This window comes from Cryobacterium luteum, from assembly GCF_900110125.1.
Lineage (GTDB): Bacteria > Actinomycetota > Actinomycetes > Actinomycetales > Microbacteriaceae > Cryobacterium > Cryobacterium luteum.
Genome location: NZ_FOCN01000019.1, coordinates 26354 through 45697, shown reverse-complemented (window position 1 = coordinate 45697; position 19344 = coordinate 26354). Strand labels below are relative to the sequence as shown.

General features: G+C 59.9%; 17 protein-coding genes, 1 pseudogene and 2 riboswitches. Of the genes and pseudogenes, 5 read left to right on the top strand and 13 right to left on the bottom strand.

Translation table 11 applies throughout. The annotated features are described in order from the left end of the window. Positions 1–201: 201 nt before the first annotated feature. The 5 genes from BMW72_RS15000 to BMW72_RS14975 form a co-directional block, all read right to left on the bottom strand. Entirely contained in the window at positions 202–504 is a 303-nt protein-coding gene (locus BMW72_RS15000; RefSeq protein WP_092111955.1) for a hypothetical protein, read from the bottom strand. Continuing rightward, the gene (locus BMW72_RS14995; RefSeq protein ID WP_092111953.1) at positions 501–806 is read right to left on the bottom strand and encodes a hypothetical protein; all 306 of its coding nucleotides are present in this window, start codon (positions 804–806) and stop codon (positions 501–503) included. Before BMW72_RS14995 ends, BMW72_RS15000 begins: the two co-directional genes overlap by 4 nt. A 113-nt stretch (positions 807–919) precedes the next feature. Next, positions 920–1261, bottom strand: coding sequence for a helix-turn-helix domain-containing protein (locus BMW72_RS14990; RefSeq protein WP_092111952.1), 342 nt, complete (start codon positions 1259–1261; stop codon positions 920–922). Then, positions 1258–1974: a tyrosine-type recombinase/integrase gene (locus BMW72_RS19350; RefSeq protein ID WP_241983883.1), complete on the bottom strand. Its 717-nt coding sequence runs from the start codon at positions 1972–1974 to the stop codon at positions 1258–1260. The genes BMW72_RS14990 and BMW72_RS19350 overlap by 4 nt, the downstream gene beginning before the upstream one ends. Before the next feature lie 1296 nt (positions 1975–3270). Then, positions 3271–4182: a hypothetical protein gene (locus tag BMW72_RS14975; protein ID WP_167361070.1), complete on the bottom strand. Its 912-nt coding sequence runs from the start codon at positions 4180–4182 to the stop codon at positions 3271–3273. Positions 4183–5130: 948 nt separating this feature from the next. Between BMW72_RS14975 and BMW72_RS14965 the strand changes: the two genes are divergently transcribed. The 4 genes from BMW72_RS14965 (at position 5131) to BMW72_RS14950 (ending at position 9491) form a co-directional block, all read left to right on the top strand. After that, entirely contained in the window at positions 5131–6915 is a 1785-nt protein-coding gene (locus BMW72_RS14965) for a DUF6119 family protein (protein ID WP_092111944.1), read from the top strand. Between the two features lie 237 nt (positions 6916–7152). Next, positions 7153–7734, top strand: coding sequence for a recombinase family protein (locus BMW72_RS14960; protein ID WP_092111942.1), 582 nt, complete (start codon positions 7153–7155; stop codon positions 7732–7734). Positions 7735–8007: 273 nt separating this feature from the next. Further along, on the top strand, positions 8008–8592 hold the full coding sequence (locus BMW72_RS14955; protein ID WP_198416331.1) for a type IV toxin-antitoxin system AbiEi family antitoxin domain-containing protein: 585 nt from the start codon (positions 8008–8010) through the stop codon (positions 8590–8592). Then, a complete protein-coding gene (locus BMW72_RS14950; protein WP_166787717.1) occupies positions 8589–9491 on the top strand; it encodes a nucleotidyl transferase AbiEii/AbiGii toxin family protein in 903 nt (300 codons plus the stop codon). The genes BMW72_RS14955 and BMW72_RS14950 overlap by 4 nt, the downstream gene beginning before the upstream one ends. Positions 9492–9700: 209 nt before the next feature. Here BMW72_RS14950 and BMW72_RS14945 read toward each other — a convergent pair whose 3' ends face one another. From BMW72_RS14945 to BMW72_RS14910, 8 genes and pseudogenes are all read right to left on the bottom strand, one after another. Further along, a complete protein-coding gene (locus BMW72_RS14945) occupies positions 9701–10504 on the bottom strand; it encodes a nuclease-related domain-containing protein (protein WP_166787716.1) in 804 nt (267 codons plus the stop codon). Between the two features lie 159 nt (positions 10505–10663). Beyond that, complete coding sequence (locus tag BMW72_RS14940) at positions 10664–12043, bottom strand: putative bifunctional diguanylate cyclase/phosphodiesterase (protein WP_092111935.1); 1380 nt, start codon at positions 12041–12043, stop codon at positions 10664–10666. A 329-nt stretch (positions 12044–12372) separates the two neighbouring features. Further along, positions 12373–13407 carry a DUF7507 domain-containing protein gene (locus BMW72_RS14935; RefSeq protein WP_092112000.1) on the bottom strand — a complete coding sequence of 345 codons (1035 nt, stop codon included), beginning with the start codon at positions 13405–13407 and terminating at the stop codon, positions 12373–12375. A 168-nt stretch (positions 13408–13575) separates the two neighbouring features. After that, complete coding sequence (locus tag BMW72_RS14930) at positions 13576–14160, bottom strand: hypothetical protein (protein ID WP_092111933.1); 585 nt, start codon at positions 14158–14160, stop codon at positions 13576–13578. A 329-nt stretch (positions 14161–14489) separates the two neighbouring features. Beyond that, positions 14490–14563: riboswitch (cyclic di-GMP riboswitch) on the bottom strand. Positions 14564–14962: 399 nt separating this feature from the next. Continuing rightward, a complete protein-coding gene (locus BMW72_RS14925) occupies positions 14963–15970 on the bottom strand; it encodes a GGDEF domain-containing protein (RefSeq protein ID WP_134450355.1) in 1008 nt (335 codons plus the stop codon). Between the two features lie 71 nt (positions 15971–16041). Continuing rightward, positions 16042–16596 (bottom strand): hypothetical protein, encoded by a 555-nt coding sequence (locus tag BMW72_RS14920; RefSeq protein ID WP_092111930.1) that lies wholly within the window; start codon positions 16594–16596, stop codon positions 16042–16044. A 17-nt stretch (positions 16597–16613) separates the two neighbouring features. Beyond that, positions 16614–16689: riboswitch (cyclic di-GMP riboswitch) on the bottom strand. A gap of 212 nt (positions 16690–16901) precedes the next feature. Further along, positions 16902–17276, bottom strand: a pseudogene (locus BMW72_RS14915) (IS3 family transposase); the annotation flags it as partial. 407 nt (positions 17277–17683) lie between these two features. Continuing rightward, positions 17684–18475 (bottom strand): SDR family NAD(P)-dependent oxidoreductase, encoded by a 792-nt coding sequence (locus tag BMW72_RS14910; RefSeq protein WP_092111928.1) that lies wholly within the window; start codon positions 18473–18475, stop codon positions 17684–17686. An 82-nt stretch (positions 18476–18557) separates the two neighbouring features. Between BMW72_RS14910 and BMW72_RS14905 the strand changes: the two genes are divergently transcribed. Continuing rightward, positions 18558–19055, top strand: coding sequence for a MarR family winged helix-turn-helix transcriptional regulator (locus tag BMW72_RS14905; protein ID WP_092111926.1), 498 nt, complete (start codon positions 18558–18560; stop codon positions 19053–19055). The last annotated feature ends 289 nt before the right edge of the window (positions 19056–19344 follow it).

Here is a 19344-nt window from a genome sequence, read left to right as displayed (position 1 = left end):
AATCATTACTGTTTCCACAGGCAATATCACAGGCAATATCACAGGCAATATAATACCCAATACCGGTAACGATGAGTGTCCAACGGCGTCGAATTGCACCTGATCCCGCCTGTCGAGAGGTAATGAGTCACTGGCGGAGCGCGGCATAGCGGGCGAAGTTAGCGCCGGCGAGTTCTGCGTGTCGCATGGCCGTTTCAGGGGTCATTCCGAGGAGACTGGCAAGGATGCTCGGTGTGGCGTCTTTGACCGTGTCACGTCGCCGTCGAGCTGGACGTGGTCCAACTTCATGGATGCGATGCGGTTGAGCGGCTGGCCGAAGAGGAGCACAAGGCCGCCTGCGATCCGTAGGTTCAGGAGCATCTCGTCCGACAGGAGAACCCGTCGGATCGCGTCAATTCGTTGGTCGTGCCCGAAGGACTTGCGGTTGGCCAGCGATCGCTTCGGCAGTTCAAGCGGTGGGACGAGGCGGCTGCCGATTGCCCAGTAGAGGAACGTTTCGATCAATGCATTTGTGCTCGGACCGTGTTCGGTCGTGCCATGTCGCCCAGTGCGGCAGCAAGGGGAGCAAGTTTGTCGGGAATCTGGCCGGTGGGACCGGTCAGGGTTTGCCTGATCTGATCCTTCAGCACGCATCGCCAGCAGCGCCCCTTGCTGTGGAGCTCCTCTTCGGCGCCGCACTCGGTGCAGCCAACGTTGAGGGTGATGCCGCTGCAGGTGCGGCACGTGCGCCCCTGCGGCGTGATGCCCGGGACGATCCCGTCATGCTGGCAGATGACACAGGTTCCGTGGAAACGTTTCGCGGCCATGTAACAATACCCGCAAATCACCCCCTCCGGCCATAAGACGGCAGGGGAGTAAGCCTCGTGGCAACGGGCGCACGGAGTGTGACGAGTGGGATCAGGGGCCTTCCGCGGACGACTCATGTCTTCTCCTCGGCGATGATTCGAGCTCGAACCGGGCGTGAATCCGCTGAGATGTCAACGGCCGGAGCAGCGTTGACTGCTTGCTTGCCGACGGTGGCCTCGACGTAGGGTTCAACGAGATCATTCGGGGTGCAGTCGAAGATGTCACAAAGCGCAGCGAGCGTGCGCAGCGACAGTCGTTCCGGCTGCTCGGCCACCAGTCGGTAAACCTGCGCGGGCGACAGACTTACGCCGCGGTCACGGAGCAGCGGGCCCAATTCGGTCGTCTTCCACATGCTGTGCGCCGCCATGAGGGTTCGGAGGTGCCAGTGGTAGCTGATGCGTCGTTTCGCGGTCATGGTCTGTCCTTCTGGGGGTCGAAGAGAGCTGCCGCGATACTCGCGTCCAGTACTTTTCTCAAGGTCCGGGTTCGGAAGTCGGATGACACCGAGGTATAGATGGAGGTGCTGGAGGCGTGGGTATGACCCACCTGTTGTTGGACGAACAAGGGGTCGTAACCGTCTTCAATGAGATGGGTGACGTAGGAATGCCGCAGGCAGTGCGGGCCGATCTCCGATGGCAGTCCGACGTCCGTTCTCCAGCTGGCAAATCGTCGGCCCAGTGCCTCTGGGCCGACTCGGGCACCGCGTTCGCTCGGCCAGAGCGCCGAGCTGCGCGGGGCCGTGTCAAACTGGCCGCGGAATGTGCCGACCCACTCGTCGATGACCTCGGTGACCCACGGGAACACGGTCAGCACTGACCGTCGACGCGGGGTCCCGCCCTTGGTCGCCTTGCCCCAGCGAACGTAGAGAACGCCGTTGCCACCGAATTCCGGCGCGTGCGGGTTGGGGCCGAAGTCTTCCAAGTCCAGCATCTGGAACTCCCGCCGTCGCAGCCCATAGGCGTAGGCGACTTTGAACGCCGTGGCGTCCCGCTGCGCGGACAGCCATCCCTTCGTGCCCGTGTGGCGCAGCCGGACAACCTCGTCGTCGGCGTGGTCGAAGAATCCCTGAAGTTCGACTCGCGTCAGAGCGCGCCGCCCCGGCCGCCCCTCGTAGTCCGAGCTATGCACGGCCGTGTTCCAGTCAAAACAGATCTGTATCGGGTGCGTGCCGAACAAACGCTCACAGACAGCCACCCAGTCATAGCGGGGATCGCATACGAAATCGCAAAAGATCCGGATCGCGGCCTAGTGGGAACGCAAAGTACTCACGGCCACCCCGGAGCCGCTGCGGAGCTCAGACATGAATTCCTCAACGTCAACGGGTTTCCACGTCCAGGGATATGCATTCGTGAACGTCTGGAAGCGCCGCACAAGCTTCAACCGCGGCTCGATGGTTGATCGCTTCAAACCTCGAGCCAATTGCTGATCGGTCCAGCCGCTGATCATCGCCGCGAAAGTCTGCTCATCGGGACGCAGAAGCACTGACACCCGGGAACTCAGAATCTCGGGCGCAAATCCGGGTTCCAAACGTCGCGAAGCCATCTGGCCTCCAATAATCAGATGCTGAAATCAATCATCAGATGCATGATACGTCCATCTGAGCCCTGAATCAATGGTTCACGCATCCCTATCAGGCCACCGAGGGCGCAATCACGACCCCACAACAGCCTTGATTTCACGGGAAAACAGGACTCCTATCAAACTGAGACGAGTTTTCTCATCAATTGAAACTGGTCCTAGTTTATGACCGATAATAGTTATTATGACAAGTAATAATGCATTTAGAGCGAGTCTGTTGGTTGGTTGGACTCAGCGTCGGTGTTTCGAGACAAGGTCGCCGGGATCCGACCGGAGTATGTGCCACCTCTCCCCTGCCGATTGGTTGGTGATGACGTCGACGTTCCGGCTTCTTCCAACCGCTGATGTTGCCCTCGCGAACCACGCCAGATTTGCTCGGCGGCACGTGGGCAATCCGCCCGCCGAGATCAAGCTGCTCAAGGCCTGCCGCCCGCTCACGCTCACGCTCATGCGCACGCGATAAGGCGACAGAGTTCCGCGCGAAAGAAGACAAGCTCTAAAAGCTCGCCATCGACTACTTCGTCGCCACGGATTCCCTCGACGAGATCAACACGACGTGGCAGGCAAAAATTTTAGCCATCAGGAACGCGCTGCGAAGCAGAGCGCGCCCGCCCGCGTGACAGCATCGGTGGCCATCGCCTCCATGCTCGAACTTGGAGCCCATCGGTCTGAAGTCGCCCACCTGCTCGGGATGCCCCTGCGGGAGATAAAAAGACCAAGCGGCAAAACGCTCAAGTAAAGCTCGACCTTGGTGCCGTACTGCATCAGCAGGAGGCGTCTAGCGTTCGTGGCCTATCTAATTCCCACACGTGAACCTGCACGATCAGGCCCGCGCACCACGCGGATTTAACCACCAACCGAGATACGGACTTCGGCAAAACGGTATCCGTTTAGGGGCTCCTGAGCTTGAAATATGTGAGGCGTTGCACCTCGCATCAGGGTCTCAGTCCTGGTCGCAATGCGAGCGCCTTCGAGCGGGGACGTGAACATTGACTGTCCAAAGACGCTCGCACCCAACATTGTGGGGACCAACTGGTATTGGGATCTGACTGTTCCGTTCATCGGATAGCCGGCACCGGCGATCAGTCCCTCACGCTGCAGTCCAGATGTCGCGCCATACAAGGCGGCACCCTTCGAACGTTCAGCACCACCGGATGCCACGAGCATCATCGATTCCGTCGTGGCGATGACGACCATCTGAGTCAATTCCGCGACGTGTGTGAAGCGGGGAGGTCCGTCGTCTGTCATGTCCCGCGAGTTGAGGTACGCCGAATACATTGCGTAGTGGATGCGGATCTGCGCAGCAGACAGACCAGCGACCAGGCGTGTCAGATACGCCCCCGAATCATCCCTTCCCCCAGGAGATCGCGATGAAACGAGGAGCCCTGCCAGGTATTCCTGGTGAAGATCATCATCGATCCACGACGCACTCTCCAGAACCTCTTTAACGATTCTGGGGTGGATAGAATCTCCGTCATTCGGCGCCGCGTCGCCTATGCGTTCACGGACTTTCCCTGACAATCGGAGCAGGTTTGCAGTCTGATAGTCGGTCCATTGACCAAGGTTTTTTCCTAAAGCTTTGACGGATGGGCCCACTACCCAGATCAGGCCGAGAGCGCCCGCACCTGTCAGCCCAAATCCCCCTGCGGCATCCAAATCGATCCCAAGCTCACTCACATTGGCTCCAGTCACTCGAATCTGGTACACAGAAGAAAGCTGTTTGTCCGGGCCTACCCCGCCACGGAAGGCACGCTTCAAGCGCTTTCAAGCGTTCACGTACGACCATGCTCCTAGCATGGCATCCTGTAGCCCGGAATCCGCAAACCGCAGTGCGGTAGTCGACTATCCTTTCTCCCTACGGGAACTCGTTTTTCGCATCGCTACATCGCTCCATGCTGCCGATGCTCATTCCCCTGGAGGTGTCGGATGGGTGTGCCATTATCGGACTCATGAGCGATGGACAGACCGGCTGGACCGACGAGGATGATGCATTGGTGACTTACGAGTCGCTCCCTGAGTGGCATCCGGCGCTCTTCGTGGATGTCTTCCGTATTGGCCTCTCCACAGCGGAGCCAGAGGCGAACGCACTGCTTGCAGGAGCATTCGTCACGCCGGAGTCCCTCGCCTCGTGGGGCGACTTCTCACGAGCACGTGCCATCTTCGCCACTGGCCTAAAGATAAGTACCACTGCGCTTTATGGAATCGAGGCGCCGGACGTCGCATACGTTCGCCTGGTCGAGACTGGCCAACACCTTAACCACGATATTGATGCGGTCCCAGCGACTATGCGCGTCACGCTCGTTTGGCGACCAGAGATCTCGGTCGTGCCTAGTAGTAGTTGGCGAGTCCACCATGTCGGCGAAGCAGTCGTCCCCGCCCTGGTCCCGCGTACAGCACTTGGGTTTGACCCGCGCACACAACTTTGACCTGCCTCCTCAACAAGGCGCGGACGTTCGCAAAGATCTCGCGCGTGCGTGACTCAATGCTGGCAGCCAATCAGCCGAAGTGTCTCGTAACTGAGTGCCTCATAACCCATGGGTTTCGAGGCGTTCAGGTTGTGAGACACCTATCTCATCGAGCAGGTAGAGCTGGATCGGTGACATCTGACTCCTATGAACGCCCCGGATCGTAGCTACCGGAACCAGATTCCAGCTGCGGGAAGCACGCTCAGATGACTGTATCTCGTATTCTGAGGGGGTTCGCAGAATGACCTTCGGACAAACCATTGGGGTGGGAATGGCTCGGAAAGCAGCAACTGAGGCACGGACAAGCATTTATCGGCTGACCAAGCTCGCGGCGTTGGACGAGGCGCTTCAAGAAAAGTACCGAAAGGGACTGAGCTTTGACTTGGTCGACGTCACGGTCGGTGATCGGCCCGCGCTACTCGTTACCGGCTCTACGCCCGAGAAAGGCGTCAGCTGGGGGCCGATCCTGGCGGGCCTGTCAAATGAGGAAATTGACCTCACGAACGCGACGGCTGCAGCAGTGCTTGTAATTGCTGCAAGTGCTGCTCCTAGTCTTCCGGCCCGCACGAAGCCGAAATTCAAAGTTCGATTTGTTGATGAGGCCGACATCCCAGAGGCGGACGGCGCAATTGACCGGGCCCCTGGAGTAGACCTCGCTAATACAGAAATCCTTAGCGGAGATGTGTGGGCACTTACCTACGGTATGGGCTTTCAGCTTCTTGATCAGGGCAAGATCGACAACGGGTTCGGTCAGCGCGTCGCTATTAGGAGTGCTGATCCAAAAGATCTTAACTCGATCACCCGAGTGACACTTGACGAACGCTCGAGAGTTGAGCGTTCGTCGATCCCAGCTGGAGCGCATCTTAGGGGCTTCGGAGTAGGTGACCTTGGCGAACTCGTGACCCGCCTAGTGGCGTCGGCCCGTGTTCGAGGGTTGAGCAGCGGCTCCAAGCCCATCAAGATACGGGGAGCGGACGCGCTCAGTATCCCGTTGTCCAAATCCCCTGAACTCCTCATTGCTGATCTCGACGCCATAGGCGATCTACTGGACAAAGAGCCAGCGAGTGAAGAACTCGGATTGCTCGAGCAGCTCGTCCTCATAAAGGACGAGTCACTCGAAGCAGATCTGGATCGGCGCCTTCTTGAGGCAATACGCGTCAAAGACAGTCCCCTCTTAGCGCTTTCATGGCCGCATGAACGAATCGACGAGAACGGAACACCAAGCGCGTTCAAAATCACTGGGATCGGCCGATCCGGAGTGAGGGACGATCTTCCCGTTCTTTCCGATGTCGCCGATCCAATTAGAGCTTTCGAGGAAGCCAAACAGCGCGAGCAGTTGGATCGCTTGGGTGTCATCCTCTTCAAAGACGAGGCAGGTGAAGAACCAATAAGCCCAAAAATTCCAGTCCGGAAATGGCTCTCCTTTCAGACCGACCTCGAGGGCAGGCGGTTTTGTCTCCACGATGGTCGGTGGTACGCCATGGACAAACCGTACGCAGATCAGGTCCGCGCAAGAACAAAGTCGATTTTCGACCAAGGGCCAGGGGTTGAGAATCTGCCCGACTGGCCTGCGGGCACATCAGAGGCTGAATACAACGAGATCCTTGCAAGCGAGCTAAACGGACTCTGCCTGGACCGGAAACTCATGCGCAGCAGTTTTCACAAGCACGGAATCGAGCCTTGCGACGTCCTGCTATCTGACGGTACTTATATTCACGTCAAGAGCATTGAGTCGTCTGCGCCCGCCAGCCATCTCCTAGCGCAGGCGCTCGTCTCGGTGGAGGTTCTGACATTCGACCAGTTAGCCCAGAAGGATTTTCGAGCAAAAGTGAAGGCCGGCGGATGGGACCCCTCCAAATTTTCACGAAAGCCGAAGAAAGTCGTTTTGCTCATCGCTCGGAAAGATAAGTCGATTGGACCTGATTCGCTCTTCACCTTTACGCAGGTGAATTTGGCGCGTCAAGTTTCACAACTTGGAGCCCAAGGAGTAGACGTATTCATCGCGCCAGTCGCGCGAATAAGCTAGGTCGGCGATGTGCTGCTTGCCGTCTCATATCCCTAGAGCTACGAGACAGCACAACGAGACAGATTGGCGCTCTTCACCCATCGACGTCCGATGCCAACCGCCGGTCAGCCCATGAACGGAAGTTGACGGCAATCTAGAATTTCACGTTGACGACCAATGTGTCTTGCAACAGTGTGCTTTTACTACTGGATAGGTCGACTGTCGACAAACACTGTTGCGAGACAACTGGAGGAGACCATGGCGAAACTGATCGGGTATGCGCGAGTTTCGACGAAGAACCAGACAACCGACCGGCAACAGGCCGACCTCCTCGCCGCCGGCGTGCGAAGGGACGACCTCTACATCGACCACGGCGTCAGCGGTGCACGGGTGAGCCGGCCCGAATTCGACAACGCGCTCGATGCGCTTTACGACGGCGACACCCTCGTTGTCACCACCCTTGATCGCATGGGCCGCTCGACTGCCAACATGCTCGCCCTTTCCGCGGAGCTCCGCACGCGAGGGGCAGCACTTCAAGTCCTCAACCTGGGCGGCGGGAATGTGGACACCGGCACCCCAATGGGAAGCATGGTCTTCACGGTAATGGCGGCGCTAGCCGAAATGGAACTCGCGATCAAACGAGAACGCATCACCGACAGCGTGAACAAACGCCGCGCTGCCGGTAAAGACCTCGGCGGGTGCCGGGCACGCTTCACCGATAGCCAGATCCAGAACGCCCGTCGACTCATCAACGCCGGCGAATCAGCAACCCAAGTCGCAAGGGACCTCAGTATGTCCCGGGCCACGCTCTACCGAAGATTGTCTGCGCTCGACGCGTAAATACCCAAGAGCTGCATCGGGGTCACAAACCGCGTCGGCCCGGTTTTAATCGTTTCTAGTTTCGACCGTGAGTTTTGAGCACGCCGGCGTCACGAGTTTCAGACAATGGCTCGCCGTGGTCAATTTCGGCTCAGTAACGATCGTTCCCGGCTGGATTAGAGCTCGAGTTCATTAGCTCATCCCTGCTTGGTGATTGATCAGCGCATCCTTTCGCCTACTATCGACTACAGGTAGAGTTAGCTGTGTGAGATTCTAGGCAAGGGTGGTATGTCTATGCGAGCGCTCGAGAAGCTGCCCTTGGGTGCGTTTAGTCAAAGCGAAGCGGCCCAGGCCGGGGTCGGCTCCCGCACGCTCTACCGCCTTCGTGACACTGGTCTTATCGAACAGCTGAGTCGAGGGCTCTACCGGCTCGCGACAGCGCCCGTTGCCGATCTTGACCTGCTGGAAATCGTGAAACGCAGACCTGACGCCACCCTGTGTCTGGCTAGCGCGCTCGCACACCACGGTCTCATCGACGCTATTCCGCCGCGCACGGAGATCGCAGTTCCACGAGGTCAATCCGTGCCGACGACGACGGCAGCGGTTCGATGGCACAGCTTCAACCGCGACACATTCCCGATCGGCCGCGAGGCGATGTCAATCACAGGTAGTGAAGAAATCATCGGCGTGTACTCAGCGGAGCGCTCCTTAGTCGATGTCTTCCGACTGCGAGGCACCGTGGGGTACGAGACGGGGATTGAGGCGTTGAAGGAATGGCTGAAACGAAAAAGCGCGCGACCGGCCGCGCTGCTCGAACTGGCGCGCACCATCCCCCGGGCGCTTGGACCGGTCAAGAACGCATTGGAGCACCTGGCATGACCGACGCTGTTCAGATCTATCACTCGTTGCAGACACTCGCTCGCCGCCAAGGCCGGGCAACGAGCGAACTGCACACACTGTACGTGCTCGAACGGTTCCTCAAACGGCTCACCCGAACGCCCTACCGAGACGACCTCGTACTCAAAGGCGGCGTGCTGCTCGCGGTATTCGCCTTGCGCCGGCCTACGAGAGACATCGACATGCAGGCCCTCGACGTCACGCTCGACGACGCCTATCTGCGCAAAGTCGTCGAGGCCGTCGCTGCCGTCGAAGCAGACGACGGCGTTGTCTTCGACGCCGAGACTGCTCGCGTGACCCCGATTAGAGATGAGGATGAGTACTCCGGTCTGCGCATCCGCCTCACCGCACATTTACATACGGCAAAGCTGTTCGTTCACATTGATGTGAGCACGGGCGACCCGATCTGGCCGGAACCGCAACTCGCCCTGCTGCCGGGACTGCTCGGCGACGACTTCATGATCGTTGGCTACCCGGTCGCAACGGTGATTGCAGAGAAAACAATCACGATGCTGCAGCGCGGTGCCAGCAGCACCCGATGGCGCGACTACGTCGACCTTCGCAACCTCGCCAGACGCTACCCATACCGGGCTGGTGATCTCGCGTCTGCGATCGCCGCAGTCGCAACCCACCGCGGAGTGCAACTCGCTTCCCTCAATGACGCAGTGCGCAGTTACGACGCAGACGCTGAGCGTAAGTGGGCTGCCTGGCGACGCAAGACAGACATCGAAGAACAGTCGCTTCCGCAACTTGACGATCAGCTCCGCGAAATCATCGCGTTCCTCGAACCAATCATGCTCGGAGAGCTCGCGCCCGAGATGCACTGGAACCCCGAAGGCCAGACTTGGGAACCCGGGGCTGAAGACCCCCTCGTCGAGTAACTTCCCACCGTCAAGATAACCCAAAAAGCCGGACCAACTCCGGTGAAGAAAATCGAAAATTGATCCCATCCAACGGCCGGCTATCGGCCGGACGCAACTAACCAAAACAAGAAATAGTTACACCGAACTATTGACAGACCCTCTCCTCGGAAATGCTTAGGCCGGGTTTGATTTTGAGAGGGCACACTGTCCGAGATTTCCGTGGCAGGTCATTGCGCGGGAATCAGTGCCAGGGCTACCAGCACCCCTGTGGTCGTCAGGCAGATCGCGAGCAGGCTTTCGAGGGGTAGGCGGATTGTGCGCTGGCGGCGTGCCGCACGGATCTCCGCCTCCAAGGCTTCGAAGCGTTCCAAGAGTGAATCACCCACGTCGACCTGCGCGTTGGCCCACGTGGCCGGGTTGTCGAACAGCTCGACGATGGCGTGCTGATCCGCCTGGTCGAGCACGACGGGGAGCGCCGAGAGCCAGGTTAGGAGGCCCGTCAGGTCCAGGACGGTGACCTGAGAAGGGATCGAAGTGAAGAGCATCTCCCGTGGCGCGACGAACACGACCGTCGGGTGTACCGGCGGCGATGACTGGTGCCGGTCCTGGAGCAGAGTGTTGATGTACTCCGCTTCGAACTCGGAGTGACGCAGGTACGGAACAGGCTGGCCGTCCACGGAGATCTCGTCGTGGGTGACCACGATGGGCGCGTCGCGGTGGTGTTTCGTATTGATGGTGACGATTCCGCCCGGGCCGATCAGGACATGGTCGATGTCCCAACCTTCCAGACCGAGCGGGAGCGAGTGGAAGACCGCCCAGTCAGAGGACAGTGCCTTCAGCCAGGCGCCGACGGCTATTTCACCCAGGGCCCCCTGGTACAGCCCTTCGCAGTTGCGACCGAGGGGCGAGCGCCCCAGAAGGCGTTCCCACCGGGTCCGCGGTGGCGTGCTGCCCTGCAATCGAAGGAGCCTATCGACAATGGATTGGGCGGCACGCCGCTTCCGCGTCCCGTCGCCGCTCAGAGTAACCACGCTGCTCCTTGATTCATTGATGACCGCGGATTGCGGTCCTACCTGCGGATGGTGACGTTCTGCCACCCGGTCCCCCGGTCACTGGTGCGCGTTCTAACACGTTCTTGAATAAGGCGTGCGTACCTGGAGGGGTGCGGGCGGTGCCCGGTGGCTCGGGATCTAGCGAGGCTCTGGTGAGGTGTTATCCCGTTGCACTTGCCAGGCCTGGGTGAGCTCGTCGGCGGGGACGGGGCGGCCGAGGAAGTACCCTTGGGCCAGATCGCAGCCGAGGTGCCGAAGACGTTCGAGCTGTTCAGCTGTCTCGACGCCCTCCGCGACACAAATCATACCGAATTCGTGTGCCAGGCCGATCACCGCCGCGACGAGGGCGGCGTCCCGGGGGTTGGTCGTGAGGCCGGCGACGAAGGACCGATCCACCTTAAGCTCCTTCGCGGGGAGGTAGCGCAGGTAGGCGAGGGAGGAGTAACCAGTGCCGAAGTCGTCGATGGACAGGGAGGCTCCGGCCTCGGCGAGAGCGGTGACCGTCTTCTGCATCCGCGATCGATCCTCGATGAGCGCCGTTTCGGTCATCTCAAGCGTCAGGTGGGAGGCCTCTAGGTGATGTTCGGCGAGTGCTCGCTTAATGGTGTCGACCAGCGTTGGGTCCGATAACTGCACGGGAGATAGATTGACGGAAACGTGAAAGTCGGCCGGGACGCTGCCGGAGCGCGTCCAGACGCTGAGCTGGCGCAGGGCCTCGTCTAACACCCAAGCGCCAAGCGGCACGATCAGGCCGGTGCGTTCGGCAACCGGTATGAATTCGTCGGGTGGGACCATGCCGTGCTCCGGCCGGATCCACCTGACTAGCGCTTCGACCCCTTTGAGGGATCCGTCGGCGATGTTGTGAATAGGTTGGTAGAAAAGGACGAATTCGTCGCGTTCGAGAGCTCTTCGGAGTGCCTGCTCGACGTCCAGTCGCCGTGATGCCGTGTGGTCAATACTGCTCTCGTACAGGGCGACCTGGTTCCCTCCCCGGTCTCTTGCCAGTTGCAACGCCGTATCAGCTTCCCCAAGCACATCCACTGGACGCTTGTCGTCCTGGCCCGAAGTCGCGATCGCGATGCCCACAGAGACGGTGATGCGTAAAACGTCACCATTGTCTTCATTGACGTCGAGGGGCTGCTGGAAGGCGTGAACGATTCGCTCCGCGACCGTGCGGGCACCCCTCTCGTCAGTCTTTTCACAGAGAATCAGGAATTCATCGCCACCCCATCTCGCGACCACGTCCTCACTCCGAATCAAGGCCTTGATTTGTTGTGCCGCCCGCATCAGGAGCCTGTCGCCGGTGTCGTCCTCAAAGGAACGACTGATGACTTTGAAATGGTCAAGCCCGAGGAACAGAAGCGACACGGAGGCGCCCTGTATTTCTAACGCGTTTCGGGCACGGTCCCTCAGATAGAACGGGTTGGGCAGCCCGGTCAGCGCGTCGTCGAGTCCAAGGACCTCCAATTCGGACTCGATCAGGCACGTCTGGTCACGCACGGACAGCTCAGCGTTCACGGTTCATCTCCTTTCAGCGGAGGTTAGAGTGCGGGCACCGCGCCGCAATTCGGTTTTGTTTTCCCTCTCTTGCTGGGTCCAAAAGAAGGCCGTTCCGTCCACCTCACGGCTGAGCCAGAGCCCCGAAACTACCCGTCCCGAAGTGTCAAGGGGATCAACGAGCACGACAGGTAGTTGGCCATTCCGGTTCAAGCACACGCGTACCGTGTTGATTACAGAGGAATCCGCACTGTACAGCGAGACTATGACTGCACTGTCGTTCTTCATCTTGCTCCTTCAAGTTTCGTTCTGGGGCGCAGTCCTCGGAGGAGGGCTTCTCCCGTGTTCAGCTATGCAGGGGACTTAGATCTGCGATGGCGCGACCGCGTGGCCTCGGACGAGCCGGTGTGTTCAAAGTTGGAGGCGGTGCGATCTAGCTGGGCTAATGCACGCCGGGCCCGTCGAACGAACCGAGCCGCCCGCCATGCCCCGAAGAAAACGACGAGGAGGGCGAGGACGCCGATTCCGAAGGGGACCCAGGGCGCGTAGATAAGCGTGGTGCCGGTGTAGGCGTTCCCTGCCTCGGACCTGATCGTCGCGTCGGCGTTCCCTACGTGGACGAGTGGTGCTTGGACGAGGCGCGCGTGCAAGGTCAGGCTGGCGCCGGGTAACAGGCTCTCGGGGGCCTCAAAGTCGAGGTGCGCCTTCGCTGTTGGCCACCCGGCCAGGTCAAGAACGGCCGTTGGGTGCAGGATGGTGTTGCCGGTGTTATGTACGGGCAGGGTGAACGTGACCGCATCGCCGGCTTGTTCCCATGCCAGGGCTCCGTGGGTGAGGGCCTTGACGGTCTTTCCGGCCACGTTGACGTAGATGCGGACACCTTGGCGTTGGATGACGTCGAGACGGACGGCAGTCGTGCCGATCGTGGAGGTTGTTCCTTCTACGGGCGGGCTCTGGATGATCAAGCCGCCGGCATAGTCTCCGGGCGGCGTTGCCTGCGGGACACTGAGTCGAAACGCAACTTTCACGTTGGATTGCGCCGGAACAATGACCTGTCCAGCCTCAAGAGTGACCCAGGATCCGACACCAGACAGGTCCGCCGTTTCCGGACCGAACGCGAAGGTTCCCTGAGCGCTGTTCTCGGCGTCGACCGGGTAGGTGAGCAGCGTCACCGGGGCGTCCGTGTAATTGCTCACGATTGCCACGTTCTCGATGGCGGCGCCCGGTGCGAGCGAGATGTGAAAGAAGTCAGATTCGTTGGCCGGTTTGATCCCCACGGTGCCGTTATCGACTGCTAGCGCTGGGGCTGCTGCGCCGAAAATGCCCAGGCCGACCGCAATCAAAATGGAGACTGCGCCAAGCCGGCGTCGCAAGTGTGCGTGCATCAACATCAATTCCTTGAAAAAGGCTCACCGCTACTGATGGTGAGTTCGAAGTGTAAGAACGGGAAACTCCATGTGCGTGGGCGCAATCGCACCACGCCCAGTTGGGGACTAACGGGTCGCCGTCGTTGACACGCAGGAGTCAACGACGGCGACCCGAGCATGAATGGCCTAGCCCAGGGTGTACGTGATTGTGGAAATGTAGGGCTTCAGAGTGCTCGACCCCACAGCATCCGTGTAGTTGGACCGGTAGGTTTTTGCGGGGATCGCCAGGGTGAACGAGGGCGTCAAGGTGTACGTTCCCTTGTGGTCGATGGTCGCAGACACCAACGTCTGAGCGGCTCCGGACATCGCCAGAGGGTCAGCGGTGATTCCCGTCGCAGAGTCCGATCCGGTCGCGGCAGTGACCGTACCGGGGGTGATGGCCAGGCTACCGACGGGAATCGTGCGGGCAACGGTTTCCACTGTTCCCGCGGCGCTTGTGGGAGCGGTGGCCGTGACGGTGAGGGCCCAGACCGCACCGGTTCCGCGGGCGTCGATGAGGCTCCACTCAGACGAGGTGCCGGTCGCCGTCTTGGTGTTGGAACCGTCGAGGGTCACCCCGGTCAGCGTGGCCCCCGCGACGGTTGAGCTCAAGGCCCCACCGGTGACCGTGGACGTGGTGTCCACGGTGGCGGCCATCGCGGGAGAAAGCCCTGCAGCGAGCATGACGGCCGCAGCGGCGAACACGCCGACGGTCTTGGTAGTTTTGCGCATGAAAATACTCCTTGTGAGTTGGTGCGTTTGTTTGCGCGTGGGCGTGGTTCGCTGGACGGCACGGAAGCATGTCCAGCGGGTAGCCGCGAAACGCTGTGGGGCGCAAGCGAACCGAATGAAGTGGCTCAACTGCAACCCGAGCACGAGAAGGAGAATGACCTAGCCCGTCGCGACTCACGCCCCTCGGAGGGCGGAGACAGTCAGAAAGTCATTGGCCCTGGGGAGCTCGTGTGCTGCCTGGCCTCAGATTTCAATCTGAGGTGAACGCGTGGGTTCACCGGTGCAACAGGCCCCACAAAGTGAATACTCATGTGACAAGATCCTTACCATTCGACGGGCCGGCTAACCCGAAGGTCCCGTGCCTTTGCGACCCCGCCTTACGACGAGTGTGCCTTTTGCTAATGACGATTAAGAACCCGTCATGCCGAGGGCCGACAGCCTTCAACACCTTGAACCTACAACGGGGCAGTACAGTTGCGCCACCACCTCAGGTCCCCCAAAACGGGGACCTCGACTCTCATCGCCTCGGGATCGAATCCGACGGTCAGCGCTCGTCGAAATGTGGACCAGCAGTGCTGCTGCTTCCGGCCGAGAATCCAACCCTCGTTGACACCCCCATGCGACCCCCACAGGGGCATTCAACAAGGACCAGGAGTCCGAGCTGACCGAGCCATTGGAGAGATCGGTTGCGGCCGCTTCGGCGTCCCTCCGACAGGTCAACCTCAAATATCAACGCCGGCAAGGAGGCTGCCGAGGTTTGCACTTGCGCACGTGGACACCAGGCCGAACCTCGATCATCATTTCAGGGGTCCGTTGGTGACAACACTGACGCGATATCAGACAACGATACGAACTGATCTAAGGCGGTGTTGCGCGGATGGTGCGGCGTGGCTTCGCCCGGATCGACGGCGTCGAATTGTTGTCTTCGATCGATCTGCAGGAGTGCGGGGTGAAAGATTTCGACTTGGCCCTTTCCGTGCGCTTTGGCGGCATACATCGCGATGTCGGCCTGGTGCACGAGTTCCTTGAGGGCAGTTCCGGTTGTGACCGTGGTGATTCCTATGCTCGCGCCGATGCTGACGTAATGTTCATCCAGCACAAGGGGCGCCGCGAGCTCAACTACGAGACGCTCGGCGAGGGCAACCGCGTCCTTGCCCGTCGTCTCGCGTACGAGAACAGCGAATTCGTCCCCGCCCAAGCGTGCGCAGAGATCTCCGGAGCGGATCCCGTATCGGAGCCGAGATGCCACCTCGATCAGGAGGTCGTCTCCCACACGGTGCCCCCGGCCGTCGTTGATGTCCTTGAAGTCGTCCAAGTCGATGAACATCAGGTGCAGGCTATCGGGCCGGATCGGTTCGTCGAGAATTCCGGACAGTTGTCTGGTGAATGAAGCACGATTGTCCAGGCCGGTCAGGGCGTCTATGCGGGCCTGCATCGCGAGCTCACGATGGGCGTTGCTGTTCCTTAAGGCCAGGACGATCTGGGTGATCAGAGTGCGGATGGAAAGGATCGCCTCGTCCGGGATCGATTTCGGCGCTCCCACGAGTAGCCAGCCGTCCTCCGTGTTCGCGGTTAGATTCATACATTCCCACATCAGCGGGGTGCCCACAGCCCGGTTCAGTGGCGTTGGATCGGCAATGCGCGCGTCCCCGCCGAATCCGGCCAGCAAGTCGGCTGGAAACGTCTCCGGGAAATGAATGAAGTCTCCGGCCGCACCGTCCGCTGTAAAAACGTATCCATCACGTCTGAGCTGAATGACCCGCAATCCCGGCGTCGTGACACAGAACTCGGTCAACGTCGCCCATGCCACCTCGAGGATCTCCGTCTTCCCGCTCGCACCGAGCAGCAACGATCCCGTCGCGGCCAGTGTCCGGTCACGATCTACACCTTGCCTCTGACTCCAAGGGACTGGCCGTGTTTTCGCGCAATCATGATCGTGAGAAACATGATGGGCACGATACCGAGAAAGGACGCGAATTCCGGCATCGATGCATCGAAGTGAAATGACCGCCACACTACCAACAGCGAACCCAGCGAGACCGCATACAGCACGCCGCGAGCCACGGCTTGGCCGCCTGTGCCATACATCGAACGGAACCAGAGCGAACCGAACACGACGAGTACAATCGCCCGATGGTCCGGGCAGACGACGGCCAACCCCAGAATCCCGGATATTTCCACAAGATCGTGCAGGATCGTTACGTTGCGCCGCCGATAGCCAGAAATCCAGGACACCGCCACCGCCAGGGCCGCTCCGATACCCAACAGCAGCAAACCGCCCCTCGCCGTGGTCACTATTCCGGGCAGGAGCAGCGTCAACGACACCAATGCCACCCACAGGAAAAGCCACCGCGTGGCCTCAACGATGCCGACCGGCTCTTGGGACAGAGACTTCCAACCTCGAACCCACGGAGCATCCGCTACCACAACGTCCATGTGTGCCCGATCCTTTATCCGGTAGACCGGCTTACCCCCGAGGGTCCCGTTTCTTTGCGACCCCGCCTCACGACGAATGTGCCTTTTTCGCTGAAATCAAAAGCCAGCCTGGACTTTTACCGTAACGGACATCCACGGCCGTGTCCCCACAAGAGAGGACCCCAATTAAGGGGGTGCTCTGATCCGTGTCCGTGCACTCGAGAACGCCGAGTTGGCGCTCGGTTTGAGGGCGCCGCCGACAGCAGATCGGCACCATACTGAATTACGGTCCCGGCGCTCGACGATGTCGTCGCTCACAACTGGTGATAAAAGGCTTGTTTGGAGAAGCTCAATACCCGGCAGGTCACCGTGACGGGGACACCGTCGACGGCCAGTTCAAGGACCAGCGGTACATCATTTTGGGGTTGACATCCCAGGAGAGATACGCGACCGCGCGGCGCATGACCTCGGCTTCCTGCTCCAGCAGGCCGATCCGTTTCCTCGCATCCCGCAGCTCAGCCGACTCCTTCTCCGTCACGCCGGGCTTCACGCCGTCCTCGACGTCGGCTTTCTTCAGCCAGTTCGCAACGCAGGACCCGGGGATGCCGAAGTCGTTCGCGATCTGGTTCAGCGGGGCTTCGTGCTTTCCGGGCGACGGCGACAACATCGCGCCGGAACTCGCCTGGGTGGGGCTTGGGCATGGTGACATCTTTCCAGCGGAGACGAATCTTCACAGGTCAGGTGACGTGCCCCACAGTTTGGTTACCCGAAACGGTGTGAAGATCGGGCTCTCGTTGAGAGGCTTCTTCCATGCCACGACCATTCCCTGTCGAGTTTGCGGAGGCGAGCGGTCGCGCTCGTTCGGGCCGGTAAACCGATCACCACTGCCGCTGTCGAACTCGACGCTCAACAGCTACTCGCAACTCTCGCTCGCTTTGGCAATTCCGGCGTGCGGGTGAGAAGCATAGTTGCGAGACTGCAGAGGATACGGTCGAGGAGACGCTGTGCTCTCTCAGCGAGGCGGCTTGCATCTCTAGAGTTGTGCGACAAGAGTGACGTTCCAGAGTCGCGGATCGCGGCCGCAGCTTTGTCGCGGCCTGGCTGGATCTCATGTAATTGTGGTCAGGACACCGCCGTCTGCACGTATGGCGGCGCCATTCGTAGCGGAGGAGAGGGGACTCGCGAGGTAAAGAACGAGGTTGGCAATCTCTCGGGGTTCGATGAACCGCTGCAGAAGAGATGTCTGGTTTCCCGCAATGATGGCAGCCTTCAACTGGTCTGTAGGCATACCCTGAGCCTTCGAAATCTGATCGATGACCTCAGCGACTCCGTCAGAGTACGTCGGTCCGCCGAGGATAGTGTTCACCGTCACTTCGGTTCCTCGAGTGAGCTTGGACAGCCCGTTGCTCACCGCCATCATCCCGGCCTTTGTCATGCCGTAATGCACCATATCGGCCGGAATATTCACTCCCGATTCGCTCCCTATAAATATGATCCGGCCCCATTTCCTGGCAAGCATGCCGGTCAGAATGTGCCGCGAGAGGCGCACTCCGCTCATGACGTTCACATCGAAATAACGATGCCAGTCATCGTCAGAGATATCGCCGAAGGGTGTGACCCCAAACAGGCCGACATTGTTCACCAAGATGTCCAGGTCCCCGAGGGATCCGAGTAGCCGAGACACTTCGTCCGGGCGTTCAAAATCCGCGGCAATTCCAGAAACCTGGGCGCCGGGAACTTCAGTGCTCAGGCTTTGCACCGCGGCCTGGACCTTGTCCTCGTGACGTCCGTTGATTATGACCGACGCCCCCTCGACGAGCAGCGCCTTCGCGATAGCGAATCCGATCCCTTGTGTCGAACCGCTCACAAAGGCGCGCTTTTCTCGCAACTTCAAATCCATGACGCTCCATTCACTTGTTCAGTCAAGTAAAAAGCTAACACGTTGACTTGCTGAGTCAAGTCACTTTGAGTAGTCTGCTGTCATGCCAGACCACAACGCGCCTGCAGCTCTCGGTGGCGACGACCTCGAAACCTGGTCCGCTCTGGCGACCGTGCTGGAATGGCTACCTGCTGCACTCGACGCGGAACTGCTTCGCGACTCCGACGTGACGCACTTCGAGTATGGGATCCTGTTCGCGCTGGCCAACGCTTCCGATCTCACGCTGCGCATGAGCGTGCTTGCCGGCTATGCAAACAGCTCGCTATCCAGGCTGTCCCGAGCGATACAGCGGCTAGAGACGCGTGGGTGGGTGCAACGAGAACCCGACCCTGATGATGGGCGATACACGTTGGCCACCCTCACCAACCGGGGACGAGAAAAGTTCCACCAAGCCAGCCCCGGCCATGTTGCCACGGTTAATCGTCTTGTGCTCGACCCACTGACGCAGTCGCAGAGGAGGCTACTCCGGGACATCAGTCGTCGCATTCTGCGGGCAATTCGGGAAGAAAAGGGGTGGCAGCCACCGCTCAGCAGTAATTAGGGCGAACGCCGCCCTCAACGAGTTCGATTCGCGGCCTGAAAGGCCTATCCCCGGACTCGGACTATCCAGCCGACAAATTCACCGTGGCATGAACTGACGCGAGCAACCAAGATTCAAAAACGTCGCGCTGAGCGTTCCGCTAACGGGCGCTCAACCCATGCTCGACATGTGTCATCTATACGTCCGATTACGTGACAAGGCGATCGCCATCTCAACGGACTCAAAAATTGTCACACATGTGAGTCGCACCGGTAAGTGGCGGCAATTTCACAGCGCTATTTGGCGCCTG

Coding starts and splice junctions, on each gene's coding strand:
- BMW72_RS14920 (WP_092111930.1), bottom strand. CDS start 16,596: ATGGACGTTGTGGTAGCGGATGCTCCGTGGGTTCGAGGTTGGAAGTCT.
- BMW72_RS14960 (WP_092111942.1), top strand. CDS start 7,153: ATGGCGAAACTGATCGGGTATGCGCGAGTTTCGACGAAGAACCAGACA.
- BMW72_RS14910 (WP_092111928.1), bottom strand. CDS start 18,475: ATGGATTTGAAGTTGCGAGAAAAGCGCGCCTTTGTGAGCGGTTCGACA.
- BMW72_RS14935 (WP_092112000.1), bottom strand. CDS start 13,407: ATGCACGCACACTTGCGACGCCGGCTTGGCGCAGTCTCCATTTTGATT.
- BMW72_RS14950 (WP_166787717.1), top strand. CDS start 8,589: ATGACCGACGCTGTTCAGATCTATCACTCGTTGCAGACACTCGCTCGC.
- BMW72_RS14905 (WP_092111926.1), top strand. CDS start 18,558: ATGCCAGACCACAACGCGCCTGCAGCTCTCGGTGGCGACGACCTCGAA.
- BMW72_RS14995 (WP_092111953.1), bottom strand. CDS start 806: ATGGCCGCGAAACGTTTCCACGGAACCTGTGTCATCTGCCAGCATGAC.
- BMW72_RS14965 (WP_092111944.1), top strand. CDS start 5,131: ATGACCTTCGGACAAACCATTGGGGTGGGAATGGCTCGGAAAGCAGCA.
- BMW72_RS14990 (WP_092111952.1), bottom strand. CDS start 1,261: ATGACCGCGAAACGACGCATCAGCTACCACTGGCACCTCCGAACCCTC.
- BMW72_RS14955 (WP_198416331.1), top strand. CDS start 8,008: ATGCGAGCGCTCGAGAAGCTGCCCTTGGGTGCGTTTAGTCAAAGCGAA.
- BMW72_RS14930 (WP_092111933.1), bottom strand. CDS start 14,160: ATGCGCAAAACTACCAAGACCGTCGGCGTGTTCGCCGCTGCGGCCGTC.